The organism is Acidobacteriota bacterium (genome assembly GCA_016713675.1).
In the GTDB taxonomy this organism is placed as follows: domain Bacteria; phylum Acidobacteriota; class Blastocatellia; order Pyrinomonadales; family Pyrinomonadaceae; genus OLB17.
Genome location: JADJOS010000001.1, coordinates 2,486,100 through 2,500,314, shown reverse-complemented (window position 1 = coordinate 2,500,314; position 14,215 = coordinate 2,486,100). Strand labels below are relative to the sequence as shown.

19 protein-coding genes and 1 pseudogene are annotated in these 14,215 nt (G+C 47.2%); 7 read left to right on the top strand and 13 right to left on the bottom strand.

The window, feature by feature from the left end; genetic code table 11:
* Positions 1-71: 71 nt before the first annotated feature.
* On the bottom strand, positions 72-722 hold the full coding sequence (locus tag IPK01_11420) for a SocA family protein (GenBank protein ID MBK7934084.1): 651 nt from the start codon (positions 720-722) through the stop codon (positions 72-74).
* 284 nt (positions 723-1,006) lie between these two features.
* On the opposite strand from IPK01_11420, the gene IPK01_11415 reads away from it, so the two are divergent.
* The 7 genes and pseudogenes from IPK01_11415 (at position 1,007) to IPK01_11385 (ending at position 5,950) form a co-directional block, all read left to right on the top strand.
* The gene (locus IPK01_11415) at positions 1,007-1,216 is read left to right on the top strand and encodes a hypothetical protein (GenBank protein MBK7934083.1); all 210 of its coding nucleotides are present in this window, start codon (positions 1,007-1,009) and stop codon (positions 1,214-1,216) included.
* The gene (locus IPK01_11410) at positions 1,195-1,740 is read left to right on the top strand and encodes a DUF2130 domain-containing protein (GenBank protein ID MBK7934082.1); all 546 of its coding nucleotides are present in this window, start codon (positions 1,195-1,197) and stop codon (positions 1,738-1,740) included. The genes IPK01_11415 and IPK01_11410 overlap by 22 nt, the downstream gene beginning before the upstream one ends.
* A complete protein-coding gene (locus IPK01_11405) occupies positions 1,652-2,452 on the top strand; it encodes a DUF2130 domain-containing protein (protein MBK7934081.1) in 801 nt (266 codons plus the stop codon). The genes IPK01_11410 and IPK01_11405 overlap by 89 nt, the downstream gene beginning before the upstream one ends.
* Before the next feature lie 191 nt (positions 2,453-2,643).
* Entirely contained in the window at positions 2,644-2,979 is a 336-nt protein-coding gene (locus IPK01_11400; protein ID MBK7934080.1) for a hypothetical protein, read from the top strand.
* A complete protein-coding gene (locus IPK01_11395; protein MBK7934079.1) occupies positions 2,976-3,377 on the top strand; it encodes an SIR2 family protein in 402 nt (133 codons plus the stop codon). The genes IPK01_11400 and IPK01_11395 overlap by 4 nt, the downstream gene beginning before the upstream one ends.
* Before the next feature lie 86 nt (positions 3,378-3,463).
* A pseudogene (locus IPK01_11390) lies at positions 3,464-5,157 on the top strand (ATP-binding protein).
* A 271-nt stretch (positions 5,158-5,428) separates the two neighbouring features.
* Entirely contained in the window at positions 5,429-5,950 is a 522-nt protein-coding gene (locus IPK01_11385) for a hypothetical protein (protein ID MBK7934078.1), read from the top strand.
* A 277-nt stretch (positions 5,951-6,227) separates the two neighbouring features.
* On the opposite strand, the gene IPK01_11380 is transcribed toward IPK01_11385, so the two are convergent.
* The 12 genes from IPK01_11380 to IPK01_11325 form a co-directional block, all read right to left on the bottom strand.
* Complete coding sequence (locus IPK01_11380) at positions 6,228-7,169, bottom strand: ABC transporter ATP-binding protein (protein MBK7934077.1); 942 nt, start codon at positions 7,167-7,169, stop codon at positions 6,228-6,230.
* Positions 7,170-7,190: 21 nt separating this feature from the next.
* Complete coding sequence (locus IPK01_11375) at positions 7,191-7,331, bottom strand: hypothetical protein (protein MBK7934076.1); 141 nt, start codon at positions 7,329-7,331, stop codon at positions 7,191-7,193.
* 5 nt (positions 7,332-7,336) lie between these two features.
* Positions 7,337-8,128, bottom strand: a complete 792-nt coding sequence (locus IPK01_11370) for a hypothetical protein (GenBank protein ID MBK7934075.1) — start codon at positions 8,126-8,128, stop codon at positions 7,337-7,339.
* Entirely contained in the window at positions 8,125-8,313 is a 189-nt protein-coding gene (locus tag IPK01_11365) for a hypothetical protein (GenBank protein ID MBK7934074.1), read from the bottom strand. Before IPK01_11365 ends, IPK01_11370 begins: the two co-directional genes overlap by 4 nt.
* Positions 8,314-8,566: 253 nt before the next feature.
* Positions 8,567-8,923, bottom strand: coding sequence for a hypothetical protein (locus IPK01_11360; protein ID MBK7934073.1), 357 nt, complete (start codon positions 8,921-8,923; stop codon positions 8,567-8,569).
* A 114-nt stretch (positions 8,924-9,037) separates the two neighbouring features.
* On the bottom strand, positions 9,038-9,796 hold the full coding sequence (locus IPK01_11355) for a hypothetical protein (protein MBK7934072.1): 759 nt from the start codon (positions 9,794-9,796) through the stop codon (positions 9,038-9,040).
* 4 nt (positions 9,797-9,800) lie between these two features.
* Positions 9,801-10,745 carry an O-antigen ligase family protein gene (locus IPK01_11350; protein MBK7934071.1) on the bottom strand — a complete coding sequence of 315 codons (945 nt, stop codon included), beginning with the start codon at positions 10,743-10,745 and terminating at the stop codon, positions 9,801-9,803.
* Between the two features lie 69 nt (positions 10,746-10,814).
* A complete protein-coding gene (locus IPK01_11345; protein ID MBK7934070.1) occupies positions 10,815-11,030 on the bottom strand; it encodes a hypothetical protein in 216 nt (71 codons plus the stop codon).
* Between the two features lie 202 nt (positions 11,031-11,232).
* Positions 11,233-11,571 carry a hypothetical protein gene (locus tag IPK01_11340; GenBank protein MBK7934069.1) on the bottom strand — a complete coding sequence of 113 codons (339 nt, stop codon included), beginning with the start codon at positions 11,569-11,571 and terminating at the stop codon, positions 11,233-11,235.
* Entirely contained in the window at positions 11,546-11,728 is a 183-nt protein-coding gene (locus tag IPK01_11335) for a prepilin-type N-terminal cleavage/methylation domain-containing protein (GenBank protein MBK7934068.1), read from the bottom strand. Before IPK01_11335 ends, IPK01_11340 begins: the two co-directional genes overlap by 26 nt.
* Before the next feature lie 273 nt (positions 11,729-12,001).
* Entirely contained in the window at positions 12,002-13,396 is a 1,395-nt protein-coding gene (locus IPK01_11330) for a sigma-54-dependent Fis family transcriptional regulator (protein MBK7934067.1), read from the bottom strand.
* Positions 13,397-13,467: 71 nt separating this feature from the next.
* On the bottom strand, positions 13,468-13,839 hold the full coding sequence (locus IPK01_11325) for an ATP-binding protein (protein MBK7934066.1): 372 nt from the start codon (positions 13,837-13,839) through the stop codon (positions 13,468-13,470).
* Positions 13,840-14,215 lie beyond the last annotated feature (376 nt).

The window sequence follows — 14,215 nt, the reverse complement described above, 5'->3', positions numbered from 1 at the left end:
CGATGGGACTGAAGAACTAGCTCTTCGGTGGTTAGATGATCATATTTCTTCGATAACCCATTCCAAGAACCTCAATTGACGGCACTTAAACTACTTGTTTCGGGACGATATGATTTTTTCGGCAGGATTATTCGAGCCGGTTTACCCTTTGAAGTAATATTCTTTACTCTGATCTCACCTTTCTTCTCCAGAGTCCTCAACGTGTTATCGTAATTTGGAAACAGAGGGCCATATTTGAGAGCGACATATTCAATTCCTGAGATGCCGCGCTTCGCTTTTCTAAAATAACTAAAGTCACTATAGAAAAGCAGTTTGTTAAGCCTTGTCGGATTGAGGTTTTTACCTTTCGATGCTAAATGAATGATCATCGCATCGATAGTTTCACCTGAGAATTTGCGGTGGCCATTAAATAGGCTTTCAGTTTCTTCGAACAATCCAGGCTGATAGATTCTCGTTCTTGGTTCCTTCCACGCTTTCAGATTCGGTTCTTCGAGAAGTCTCTCAAGCTCTTGTGCGGATTTGCTAGCGGACATGATCAACAATTCGCCATCGTCTTCCAAAATCTGTTCCCCATGTTTCTCAATTAAATATAAAACATGCTTCTTGACAACACTTTTTGAATATAGTGAGTCCTTCTCTTGTCGGAAAAAGATTTGAACGAACGTCACAACACGGTTGATCTGTTCCACGCGCGTTGTTTCTGAAAACGTAATGGTTTCCATAAATCTCGCCTCCGGGCAAATAAAAGCGTCCTTTTCTGGATAACTCGTATGTTAAACAATTGAACGATGACTGTAAATAGTTTTATTTCAGGTTTACTTCCGATTTAAATAAGTCTTTACATTTTTGCTTTTGCACGGATACTATCTTCCACACAACAAAAATACTGTGAGTTAACCACATGGCTCAAGGAAATCAAGACAAGAATTACTTGTTCCCCGTTTAATGTCACCGTTAATCCAAAGTGTTGTTCGCCAGTTAATATTTCGAGGAGTAGACCAACGCAATGAGTAAAACCACAGCCGTCATCTGTCCTAAATGCGGTAACGAATTCAATGTTGAAGACGTTCTTGCCCACGGTATCGAAGAAAAATTTCGTGAAAAATACAACGAAGACATTACCAATATTGAAAACAATATAAGGGCAAAGAAGACTTGCTTAATGAGCGAGAGCAGGAGCTTCGAGAACGAGAAGTGGAAATCGCCGAACAGATAGAAAAAAAAGCAATAGCCTTAGCCGCAGAGCGCGAGAAAGAATTGCGCGAGAAAATTCAAAGTGAAACCGAGGTGGAAAAAAACGCCCTCCTTTTCGATCTCGCCGAGGCACGTGAGAAACTCGCTGCTTCGTCAAAGATTTCAATTGAAAACGAAAGACTCAAACAGCAACTAAATACTCAAGAAACAGAACTAGAGCTCAAATACTCCAAATTGATGACGACTCAACTTCAGGAAGAGGTTGAGAAGGCTCAGAAAACCGCTAACGATGCCGCTGAAATGAAGCTTCGTGAGGCTAACAGAAAGGTTGAAGTTGCGAATGAGCAAGTCGCGGAAATGAAACGTAAGCTTGAGCAAGGCTCGGTTCAATTGCAAGGTGAAGTTCAGGAACTTGCAATCGAAGAGTTCCTACGGGAAACATTTCGTCTGGACACGATTGAAGAAGTTAAGAAAGGGGCGAGAGGAGCTGACTGTTTGCAGGTGGTGCATACACGGAAAGCAGAACCTTGGTTCCATCTACTTTGAAAGTAAGAGGACGAAGGACTTTCAGAAATCGTGGATTGAAAAGTTTAAGTCCGACATGCGTGAGAAAGGAGCCACTTTTGGCGTACTCGTGACTGAAGCGATGCCCGTCGGCGTAGATCGGATGGATTTGATCGATGGCGTATGGGTTTGTTCATATCATGAATTCAAAGGATTGAGTAAGGTTCTAAGAGAAACAATAACTTCACTTGACGGGGCGATGACAAGTCAGGAGAACAAAGGGGACAAGATGGAAATGTTGTATTCCTTTCTCACTGGAAACGAATTCAAGATGAGAGTTGAGGCAATTGTCGAAGGATTCACGGAAATGCAAACTGACTTACTCGCCGAACAACGAGCTGCAAAAGCTCAATGGAAGAAACGGGAAAAAAGGATTGAAAAGGTTCTCGAAAATACAATTGCAATGCATGGTTCAATTAGAGGAATCGCCGGAAAGGCCATCGCTTCGATTCAACTTCTTGAGTTACCTTCTGGAGAAGATGAATTAGACTCTGACTTGGTAACTAAAATTAAAATGAAATATTTCTTTCTACACGGCCAACGATCCATCGCGTTAGACGACGTTAATGGTGAGCAAAATATTTTTCTGGACAATGAGAATGTAACCGAAAGGCACGCTGGCGAGGATCTTGACGACTTAGGGGAAGAAAAAGATCCCGAACACAGTATCAAGAATTTTTTCGTAAACAGATAAAAATCTTATTATCCTTTCGGGAGCCGGAACATCAGTTGGAATTGGTGCTGACGAAAACCAGGGCTTGTTGATGTCACAGTTATGGGATGCGGCAGACGCAAAACTAACTAACGAGGCTTTTACAAAACTATGTTCTGATGTCGGGCATGACATCCAAGAAAAGAACCTAGAAACCTTATTATCCAAGGTCGATGGACATATTAATTTTGGACAAAACGCAGAAAAAGGTTGCTGAGCTTGAAGGACATAGAACAAGCCTTTTTTCGCTGATTATTGAAAAGTGCACTTTGAAGGGCCCGAAGGAGAAGAATGACTTTCCTCATGCAACTTTCCTCGACAAGATAACTCAACGAAAAGTCACGTTTCCTCGCGTCAAAGTCTTTACCCTCAATTACGATACGTTATTTGAACAGGCAGCAAATTTAATCCAGTCCGTGGTATTAGATGGATTTTCTTTTTTGAGTCCACGCGAGTTTAGCGGTCGTCAGTTTGACTTTGACATTGTCCAGAGAGAAAGAGTCGAATGAAGGATGAGGACAGTTTCATCTCAAGGTTGTTTCATCTTTATAAGCTACATGGTTCGCTGAATTGGGAAGATAATGACGGAAGAATTCAGATAAACGATACTCCGGCAAAGCCGTTGATGATATTTCCGCGAGAATCAAAATACGAGAATTCCTATGACCAGCCATTCTTTGAGATGATGGCAAGATTTCAGCAAAGCATTCGGCCTGACAGCACTGTTTTGGTCTGTATTGGGTATAGTTTTAATGACAAACACGTCAATGTTGCAATTAATGAAGCACTAGACCAGAATCCCGGATTTCAATTGATAATCGTAAATCTGAATATCAATCCAGAAAATACTCTGCTTTTTGCCCTACATCGAACAAGCAAAGTCTTCAGAAAGAGTGATGATTATTGATGAAAAATTCGAAGAATTTGCAAAGTGGTTTCCCGAAATCCAGACCTATGGATTTGAAACGGAATCAGAGAATAGGTTTAAACTGAATGACGCACAAAATTAATCCATTCGACCATAGCTATTTCTTAGGCTATGTTAGTCAGGTCTCACCACAGTACGTTAAGGTGCACTTTCCTACGTCCGTCTTGCTGAACGGATTTACACCTTGGTCAAGATTTTAATGAGGCCTTGTCGGTGCATTTGTAGTAGTTGAAGGTGATCGATATGGCTATCTAGGCCGTCTCACTGAACTTTCGCTCCCGAAAGTGAACGACTCGCATTGAACGAGAAGGCATTTCAGACCAGCGATTTCATCCCACGGGGAAAATAGAGATTTTACTGTCTTTCGATTTATTCAAACCCTTCGAGATTAGTATGGGTTTGGACGCTTATCCAAATATTGGAGCGAAGGTATTTGTTAGCTCCGGGAAGTTAGTTCAGGAATATCTTAGCGCCTTTGGTAAGCGACACGATGACGGGGATGTTCCGATGGCAAAGTTGGGACGGCTTATTTCAAATCCGTTGACCTCCGTTTCCTTGAAACTTCAAGCAATATTTGGACGGCATTGTGCGGTCGTCGGCACTACAGGCGGAGGAAAGAGTTTTACCGTCAGCAAATTAACTGAAGCATTAGTTAACGCTGGTGCAAAGACCATATTGCTAGATGCTACTGGCGAATATAAAGGCTTCGAGAATAACGATTACTGCATGAGCAACGTAATTGGCGAAGACTCTTTCCATTATCGAAAACCTGACGGTCTCAGACTTATTTGCCCTTTTGTTTCCATCCGGTCAAGTTCAACAACCGATCTTATTGGAAGCCGTACAGAGTCTAAAGATTGCGAATATTGCTCAGAGAAGAGCGCACAATGATTGATATCAACGATGGCATTTACATAAAGAACCAAAGGACAAAGAAACCCTGATCGACTTCTACAATGAATTTGTGCGGAAATAGAAAAAGAAAAACGCCGATTTTGACATTCTCAAGTTGGCTCAGCAATTGTGACGTGAATGTGTCTACGACTCTGCTAACTTTGGCAACGACATCACAAAAATGGGGAGATATCGACAAACGTGAATTTGAGAATAGCACGAGCCCTTTCTCAGAACGGAAACGCTTATTCAGGTCACCAAGTTTAACGGTGTGTTCGGATTCGACAAAGCATGCGGCGATGACTCAGAGTGTGCAAAGATCATCACTGATTTCTTAAACGATGATTCAAAGCATCTTCTTCGCGGCTTCGAGAAAGTAGGGTTTGAATTCCAATCTAGAGAAATATTAGCGAATTTTTAGGTCGATATTTACTGCTAGCCGCAAGAGCTGGGAAGTTCAAAGAAAATCGTTAACACTCTTCGCAGACGAGGCAATCAGTTCTTGAATAAGTCTGTCAAAGATGAATATTTCCAATCCGTAAGTCTTGATGCGTTTGATTCGATTGCTAAGGAATGTCGAAAACACGGATTATTTCTCTGCATAGCCACTCAAATGCCACGCGATATTCCTCTCGGCACTTTGAGCCAAATGGGGACATTCATAGTTCACAGATTGATAAATCATAATGACAAAGAAGCAGTCGTTAATGCGTGTAGCTCGGCAAACAGAAATACTCTTGATTTCCTTCCAATTTTAGGAGAAGGCGAAGCTATTTTAACTGGCGTAGATTTTCCTATGCCAATCATGATGAAATTTGATCTTCCAATATGTGAACCAGATTCTCGAACTCCTAAATTTAAATAATCCATTTTCGACCTTAATCCAGTCGCATTAAATAATGCTTGACACCTAAAAACTCACGTCTGATATGCTTCCGTCGTTGATTTTTTAATGGTCTCTGGAAAGCCGGGTTTGTTGGTAAGGCACGGTGAGGTTGGGATGTTTTAGTTAAAGCTGATCGTTTGCATCCTGCGTGATCGGTGTACTTTTTTGGACAAGGCGACAAACTGCTCACACGCTTCCACGGCGGACTTTAGACTTCCGGTACATTAGCCTCACAAACTCAGCAAAATTCATGTCAGAAGTCGGACACGCTAGGAATTTGCAGAATTTCCAGTCGTTGATCTCGTTTGTCACGGGCTACGGTAGTGTTTACAAACCGTCAAATGCACAGATCGAGCTCGCACAATTGACAGCGGCATTCTCGCTCGCGGATACTGCGATGGACGACGTGACAGTCAAGCTCGGCATCAGCAAGACCTCTATCAATTCGCGGCAGAATGTTTTCGCACCGCTCCAGACCACGGTCGCACGTTCGGTGAACTATTACGCTTCGACCGGAGCCGCTGAAAACTCGATCGCCGATGTTAAGAGCCTCAAGCGAAAGATCGACGGCAAACGTGCATCGCCCAAACCTGTTGACGATCCGAACACGCCCGAGAACGAGGCCGACGCCGCACATTCGGCAGCTCAGACAAGCTACACACAGCGTGTCGAACATCTCGACAATATCATCGCCATTTATCAGGGCGATCCGCTCTACATTCCGAATGAAGCCGACCTTACCATCGCTGCCCTGCAAGCACTTTCGACATGAAATTTGTCAGATACGAAGATTAGCGGGCGAAAATCGTCAGTGATCGAGCTTCGGCAAAGCGTTATCGAGCGTCGTTCGTATGGAAAAGATGCGGAAACAAAACGTTATTTTGCTTCCGCATTTGGTTATGTCGTGATGTTCAGCGAGATATTTCGTCTACGCACAAGGTTATTTCCTTTCCGCAAAGAGTTATTTCTGCTGTTTGTATCTTGCTGCAAAACATTATCTCGCGATGTTCGTTTGATACCTTGCTACCGCAACTTGTTATCTCGCGATGTTACTTGTCTTCCGACTCACGTACGAACAGTTCTTCGAGCGATTGTTTGACCGGATGGATCGAGGCGAGGCGGCCGCCTTTTTGGCGTGTGATGTTTAGGACGGCGTCGATGTCCGATTCGTCTAGTATTTGTATGTTCGCACCGTTCGGTTTTGGGATGAACGTCGCACCGGCGATGAATTCGATTCCTTCACGTATCGCGTCTGCGGCGACGCCCTGAATACTGATCTCGAGTGCCCGCGAGTCTTCGCCGCTAAGCAGTTCGTTGAGGTTGCCCGACGCCGAAAGCTTTCCGTTTCTCAGTATCGCGACCTCGTCACACAGGGCTTCGATGTCGGACAAGATATGCGTGGACATAAAGACCGTTGTTCCCTTGTCACGAAGCGATGCGATCAGTTCGCGTATCTCCCTTCGCCCGACAGGGTCGAGGCCGCTCATTGGTTCATCGAGAAACACGATCTCAGGATTGTTTATCAGCGACTGTGCGAGGCCTACACGCTGCAGCATTCCCTTAGAGAACTTTCTCAATTGTTTCTTCCAGTCTTTCTCATCGAGCCCAACAGCGGTCAACAGTTCCGAAGTCTTTGCCGCGCGTTTCGATCTATCGAAACCAAACAGCTCACCGAAGCAATCCATCAGTTCTCGAGCGGTCAGATAATCGTAAAAGTATGGATTCTCCGGGCAATAACCGATCCGCCGATGCATTTGCACGTCCGCAATGTCGCATCCCAGTATCTTCGCCGAGCCTGCGGTCGGAAACTGCAGCCGCATCAGCGTCTTGATCGTCGTGGTCTTGCCCGCGCCATTGCCGCCCAGGAACCCAAAGATCTGCCCCGGCCGCACATTCAGCGTCAGATCGTCGAGAGCCCGCACTTTCTTTTTCCGCCAAAAGCCGGTCTCGTAATCCTTTGATAAATTCTGTATCTCGACTGCGTATTCCATAGACATTTCCGGACCCGAACTCTAATATGGCGAGATCGGCGACTTCTCAAGGTCGAGTGTGGCCTTGCAATTCTCCTTATCAAGCAAATACGGAACGTCGCTCGGATCGACCAGCCGTCGTGCACCATCGATCTTGAGCGATCGCCCGTCAGGCAGCTTCAATTGGGTCAGAACCGCTCCGACCTCGCCGAAACTATTCGCACATCTGCCGCGTTCTTTTCCTTGAAATCTACCAACACACGGTCGATCGCATCACGGTCGTCGAGCGAATCGACCTGCATCAGCCGCCGTTTGGCGGTAACGGCCACTGATTCATCCTGCGCATCGGCGAGCATCTGCGTGTACATCGCCCGTGACGTCGAACGGCTGCCGCCTTCGGTTTTCATCGCGGCGGACATCAGCTTCATGAACGGTGAAGCACCTTCGATCTGCGCGCCCTTTGCGTAGATATCTGCCGATTCGTCATAGCGCTTCAGCTTCCAATAGATGTAGCCGAGATGTTGGTACAGGCGCCATTCGTTCGGGTTGTTCTCGATTCCCTTTTTAGCGATCGCAATGGCCTTTTCCTCGTCGATCGCCGGCAAGATCACGGCACCATACGCATAAGCCGCAGTAAAATGCGGGTCGAGGTCGGTCGCATTGTCGAGAGACGGATAGAGCAGGCGTGGATTGAGTTCGCGCAGGTCGTCGATGTTGATATCGGTCTTAGAATTCACAATCTTGCCGCCGATATACTGCAGCGACCGCATCCAATACCAGTCCGCCATCAGGCCTTCGAAGCCAAGCGCAAAGCCTTTCAGCTTTGAGCCGTTCATTGCCAGATCGCTGTCATCGTAACCGGCGGGCATTTCCGGTCGATTACGGTCCATATATCCGCTCAGCCCTATCACTGCCGCGAATCCTGCGACGATGATAACGGCAGGCAATATGACCGATCTGAATGCGTTCGAACTCATCATTTGAAATTCCGGCGGCTGAAAATAACGCCTGTTATCGTCATGATAATTACGTCATAGACGAGGGCATACGCGGCAGCACTTCCGATCCAGGCAAGTGTTGGCGCGTCACCGTTGGCACTGTTCGCGATAAAACTGAAATTGGATAGATTTGGAAGCAAAACGTAGACTGCCGTGAAAAGCCACACCGCCGATCTCGAGCCTAAACTGGTCGCAAGATCAAGCAGCGAAGAGCTGAAATGACCGGATCAAAAATACAAAGAAAGTGAGTAATGCCGAAAGGGCAGGTGTCGAAAACGATGAGAACATGATCGCCACCGCCGTAACGATGGTGAGTTCCAGAAAGATCAGCAAAACAGCCGCCCAAACGCCTTCCGATCAAGCGTCCGCCGCCTACGTAAACGAGAGCCAGCGTGACGCCAATGCCCATTATCACGACATTTACAAGCAATGCGAGACAAAGCCCGAGATATTTGCCGATGATGAATTCCCCGCGACCAATGGGCTTCGAAAAAGATCGAATATACGGTCCGCTTTTCGATCTCTTTCCACACCAAACTGACCCCGACAAATATCGCGATGAAAGGCACCAAACAGCAGCACCGAGCTAAGCCCGAGGTTAACGATCACGCGTGATTCTTGTCCGGCGGTCAATTCGCCGAGAAATATCGCACTTGCTGTGATCAGCAGAACGAAAATGATCAGATTGTAAAGTATCCTGTCACGAACGGCCTCGCGAAACGCATTTTTCGCGATGGTCAAGATCCGGGGCAGGAATCCTGTTCCTTCGTTAGGCATAGTTGAAGTTGATTAGTGTTCGCATTGACGACAGACCAGGGCTGTCAACGCAAATCGTATGTTATCACAAATTTGATCGTATTTGAGCCCTCAAACAAGCGGCCAAGTCGACATCTATTCATTGGCCTCACTGGCGGCCGGCGTCGGTTCAACATAATTTCGGACCGCGTCCTGCGGCACAAGTTCCGCCGGAGGTGCAATGTTCTCATCGGTCTGAGCCAGGTAGTATGCCTCAACGCTGCCCTTTTTCACTAAATGATACCAACCGTTTGCGTTCCGCAGATCAACATCTCTTGAGATCTGAAACTGACGCTCGGCATCAACGGATCTGCCCTGCTTTTCGAGAAAAACCGCGTACTCGGTTCGGAGATAGATCGAACGCGGATAAACTCTCAACGACTCTTCAAATGTTGCCTCGGCCTCGTCCATAAGGCCTGCCAATATCTGCTGTTTTGCTAATGAAGAGTATGTCAATGCCATCCCGATCCCGTTATCGATCGCCCTGCGGGTATTGATCGCTGCTTTGTCCGGCTCATTGTCGGCTGTATTTCGGGCGGCATTAGATAGATGTAGTCCCGCATATTCCGGAGCCAACGCACGAGCGATGTCATAGTGGTAATGAGAAACGACAGTGTCTCCGGTCTTTTCAGCCTGGTCGACATTGTATTCGGCAATTATCTTCGAAGAACAATAACCGCCCATCAGCAATGTGATCGCCCAAAACGCTGCATATATTGGCCCTTTAATGCGAAATCCACGAGCCGATCCACTCAAACGTCGCTCATTCTTTGAAAGCTCGTTGACGGCGATCGCAAAGACCATAAAGAAGACGACTCCGTTCTGGGCGGACCTGAACGAAAAGGAACTTACCATCGAACTAAACGCGAACGCACATTCCCGCTGCCGACGCCCACAACATCGGCGAAGATCTGTACCGCTTTTTTACCAACGTCCGGACAAAGTAAGCTCCAAAGATCACGAACGGCACTAAAACAAGGATAAGCCCGATCACACCCAACTCGGCAGCGATCTGTATCGGTTCATTGTGGGCTCGTTCGAAAATGTAATCTTCGCCGGGCTCATCTTTAGGGTCGTCTGGATTCGACAGTCGGTATCTTATGCGAGAGGCGTTGAGTTTTATCCCAAAATTATCGGCCCCTGCACCGACGATCCAATTGTCAGCAAACATCTGACCACCGAGTCCCCAAGAAAAGACCCGAAACGCGGTGGTCGTTCGCGTCGGATCATTGGCACCGGTAATATAATCCGTCGTCGCGGGCACATCCGATGTCACGGAGAAAAATCCTGAAACCCAACGGTAAAAACGACCCATATCACCGCACTTATTGCGATCCGCCGTCGAAAAAACCCGAGGAGAGAAGACCAATGAGCCCACAAAAAAGAAAATAAATCCGAGCAGCCCGCCTAGAAACGCACCCTTGCTGAGTGACAGCATTATTGTCATCCAGCTGAGGATCGCCCCGCACGCAAATAAGAACTTTAGCGAACGCTTATTCGCGTAAACAGAAAGAGCCCACATGATGGGAGAGATCGCCGCGAGCATTTCTGCATATTTGCCATAACGGATACGGATATATCCTTCGTTCAACTTGAAATCCGCCAACGTCAAATAATCAAACAAACAAAGCACGCCCAGGAATATGCTCAAAATTGTGATCGTCGATATTATGAACCGGTTCTTCGGATCGTTCCCCAATAGGGCAGTAAATACAAGAAAATATACGAGATAGACCGACCAAAGGAGTGTATGGTGAGCCGCTCCGTCAACCACGCCCCCCAAATGAAGGATATTCCGCTCCACGCTATGAATCCCACGATCGGGAAACTAATGTATCTAACTATGAGATCTGATCGAAGTTGAGCGAATCCGTCACCTCTGATGGAACGCAGAGTAAAAAAGAAGGATCACCAATAAGGCTGCCGTCAGCATTGTTTCGGCCTTGAATGGCAAATTGACCGGAATTGTAGGCTGAGGAAGCGGGAAAAGGATCGTCAAAAGTGCAACCGAAAGCAGGATCGGCACAACGAGTGCCACGATCCCGCTCCCGGTACTGCTGCGAAGAGTAATTCGATCTAAAATGGACATTGATCTTAATTCAGTTATCTCAGGCTCGAACCCTCGAAGTGAGATTCTACCACGAGCGGCAAGATCGAAAAAGGAGATCCGCTGTTCGGATCTCCATCACCTCATGACCTAAAGCGATCGCTTCTTAGATCTTCGTTTCCTAAAACCAAAAGCGGGAAACATTGCTAAAATGTTTCCCGCGTCAGTTTTATTCACTAAGCAACTAGTTGCTGAGTGGTGTACCTGCGTTGACCGCGACGCTGTCTGCAAAGTGCGTGAGCGTTGTATCAGCCATGATGACGCCTGCGGTAGCAACACCGAATTTGCGTGAACCCGTTGCTGTCACGCCGGTCGTGGATGTCGGAATAGCCGAATACCAGAACACGGCAGGTGTGGTCGCAGTTGCAGCAGTGCTGCCGCCGACGTAAGCATAGCCGCTCTTGGTTGCGGTTGCCAAAACACCATCGATCAGACCATTCGTTCCGAGCTGCGAGAGAGCAGTCGTGCCGCTGGCACCGACACCGGCATAGCTGCCGTTACCGTAGGTCGAAGCATAGGTCATCTGTGCGCCGCAGAGTACGCATAGCGGAAACGGTTGAACCTTCATTAGCACTGCGGCGTGCGGCCAGCAGGTTGGGAATAGCGATAGCGGCGATGATGCCGATGATCACAACAACGATCAAGAGTTCGATAAGCGAGAAGCCCTTTTGGTTTTTCATTTGTAAGTTCACAATCTCCTAAAATATTTGAAATCTGTTGTACCTTTCCAGGCAGCCGTATCTAATACAACCGGCGTGCCATTCGGTGACATCTGCACGCATACAGAGATAAGTGCCTTATTTACGGGGTTTATGCAGTATTAAACTGTGGGAAATACAGTGAGGCGAGAGGGAAGAAACGGGGTAAATAACAGTTTTTGGTAACTATTAACTGACAAAAAATGTCAATAATGCCGTTGAAACCTAAGATTTAGAAGAGCGAACGTTGTTCGATCAGTCCGAAGTTCGCATTTGCGCTGATAGCGAACGAATACTGTGCTTATCAAGCAGGTGTCGCAGCGACCTGACGGGCATTTGAAGAAGCTCCGCCGCCTTGGTTTGATTTCCTGAAGTTTGGCGGAGGGCCTCAACGACATAAGTCTTTTCGAGGTTTTCAAGATGACTGACAAGATTGATGCCGTCTTCCGGCAGATCGAACTCAGCCTTAATTCGTTCCGGGTTGTAATTAGTAATGTGGTCCGGTAATCGTTCGGGTTGAATCTCTTCACCGCGTTCCAGAGCAACCGCTCGTTCGATCGTATGTTCCAGCTCACGGACATTCCCATGCCACGCATAATTCTCCAAAAGCTGCATGGTGACCGGCGACAGGGTGAGCGTTTTCTTGCTCTGATCGCAAAACTTACGCATGAAATGATCGACGAGCTCAGGGATATCCTCGGCACGGTCGCGAAGCGGCGGAAGATGAATCGGAATAACCGAAATTCGATAGAACAGATCCTCGCGAAATGTCCCGTCGCCCGACATTTGCTTGAGATCCCTATTCGTAGCGGCAATGACCCGCGCGTCGATGACCAATTCGTCGTGAGCACCGACCGGCCGCACACGTCGTTCTTGCAGTACTCGTAATAGCTTGACTTGCATTGCCGGTGACATCTCGCCGATCTCATCCAGAAAGATCGTTCCTTTATCTGCAGCCTCAAATAAGCCCTTACGATTAGTATTAGCACCGGTAAACGCACCCTTGACGTAGCCGAAAAGCTCAGATTCAAGAAGTGTTTCAGTAAATGCTCCGCAGTTGATCGATATAAATGGACGCTCGCCTCGCGGGCTTTGGTCGTGGATAGCACGTGCGACAAGTTCCTTGCCTGTTCCGCTCTCACCGGTGATCAAAACTGTCGATTGTACTTCGGCAACCGTCTCGATCATCTGAAAGATGGAATCCATCTTCGACGAAGTGCCGACAATGTTCTTGATGCTGCCGCGATCTCGCTGTGCCCGTTTGAATGCTCGATTCTCAACGATCAACTCCTGTTTCTCAAGCGTCTTGCGAACGATCAATTTTAGTTCTTCTACATCGAACGGTTTCTGAATGAAATCGTCGGCACTGAGTTTGAATGCTTCTCTGGCAGTTTCCACCGACGCGAATGCGGTCATTAGGATGACTCCGAGATCCGGTAGTGTCTCGCGAACAGCACGGAGCATCTCGATGCCGTCCATATCCGGCATTTTAACATCTGAGATAATCACGTCGGCGGGCGATTCTTGCAGCAATTCGATAGCCTGGCGGCCATTCATCGCGGTGCGGATCTTGTGACCGTCGCTATCGAAAACAAGGCTCAACAGTTGGCGGTAACTTTGCTCGTCATCAACAATTAGTATATTTGCCATTTGATTTAAGGTTCGTAAACGGACCGGCCCAATTAGACCATCTTCATTTTCACAAATCCAAAGAGCTTAATTCAAGGTGATTTTGTGTTCGAATCGTGATCTACCTTAAGAAACTGTTTTAATTTAGTAGTTCCTTCAGCATTATCGGCCTTTTCGGGTATTTCAGCGCCTGCTGATCGATTTTCTCTGGGCAATTCGATCGTTATGACGCTGCCGCTTCCTTCAATGCTCCGGACATTTATAGCTCCGTTATGATCTTTGACGATCTGGTAAACGATAGAAAGCCCGAGGCCGGTGCCGCCGGTGGTTGAATTGGCGAAGGGTTCGAATAATTGTTCCACCTGTTCCTGAGACATCCCGCGGCCTGTATCTTCGAGAACAATTCGCACTCGGTTGGTAGGTAGTGTCTCGAGCCTGACCCTGAGCGTCCCACCGTCGGGCATCGCTTGGATCGCATTACGCCAGATTCCAGAATATTTGCTTCAGCTGTGACGCATCAGCGGCAATTACTGTGCGATCCGATCCGGATTCGTCAATAAAATTATGACCGTCGTGAACATCGGGACTATGCTTTAGCAGTTTGAACATCTCTCGTATCGCTTCAGCGACATCCATATCAGAGAAATTTGTCGCCGCTGGACGGGCATAGTTGAGAAAATTCGTGATTATACTGTTCCAGGCGATCAGACTCTTTCAGAATTATCTCCATCAGTTCCGCTTGAGTTGAACCGCGCGATGTGCTCGATTCGAGCACTTGTATCGCCACGCATAGCACCGAGTGGATTTCGAATCTCATGGGCCAGACCGGCCGCCACTCGG

Excerpts from the sequence above, each read along its gene's own strand:
- IPK01_11345 (MBK7934070.1), bottom strand. The coding sequence starts at position 11,030 with ATGTCCATTTTAGATCGAATTACTCTTCGCAGCAGTACCGGGAGCGGG.
- IPK01_11355 (MBK7934072.1), bottom strand. The coding sequence starts at position 9,796 with ATGGTAAGTTCCTTTTCGTTCAGGTCCGCCCAGAACGGAGTCGTCTTC.
- IPK01_11335 (MBK7934068.1), bottom strand. The coding sequence starts at position 11,728 with ATGAAAAACCAAAAGGGCTTCTCGCTTATCGAACTCTTGATCGTTGTT.
- IPK01_11385 (MBK7934078.1), top strand. The coding sequence starts at position 5,429 with ATGTCAGAAGTCGGACACGCTAGGAATTTGCAGAATTTCCAGTCGTTG.
- IPK01_11415 (MBK7934083.1), top strand. The coding sequence starts at position 1,007 with ATGAGTAAAACCACAGCCGTCATCTGTCCTAAATGCGGTAACGAATTC.
- IPK01_11420 (MBK7934084.1), bottom strand. The coding sequence starts at position 722 with ATGGAAACCATTACGTTTTCAGAAACAACGCGCGTGGAACAGATCAAC.
- IPK01_11370 (MBK7934075.1), bottom strand. The coding sequence starts at position 8,128 with ATGATGAGTTCGAACGCATTCAGATCGGTCATATTGCCTGCCGTTATC.
- IPK01_11330 (MBK7934067.1), bottom strand. The coding sequence starts at position 13,396 with ATGGCAAATATACTAATTGTTGATGACGAGCAAAGTTACCGCCAACTG.
- IPK01_11340 (MBK7934069.1), bottom strand. The coding sequence starts at position 11,571 with ATGACCTATGCTTCGACCTACGGTAACGGCAGCTATGCCGGTGTCGGT.
- IPK01_11325 (MBK7934066.1), bottom strand. The coding sequence starts at position 13,839 with ATGCCCGACGGTGGGACGCTCAGGGTCAGGCTCGAGACACTACCTACC.
- IPK01_11380 (MBK7934077.1), bottom strand. The coding sequence starts at position 7,169 with ATGGAATACGCAGTCGAGATACAGAATTTATCAAAGGATTACGAGACC.
- IPK01_11400 (MBK7934080.1), top strand. The coding sequence starts at position 2,644 with ATGGACATATTAATTTTGGACAAAACGCAGAAAAAGGTTGCTGAGCTT.
- IPK01_11360 (MBK7934073.1), bottom strand. The coding sequence starts at position 8,923 with ATGCCTAACGAAGGAACAGGATTCCTGCCCCGGATCTTGACCATCGCG.
- IPK01_11395 (MBK7934079.1), top strand. The coding sequence starts at position 2,976 with ATGAAGGATGAGGACAGTTTCATCTCAAGGTTGTTTCATCTTTATAAG.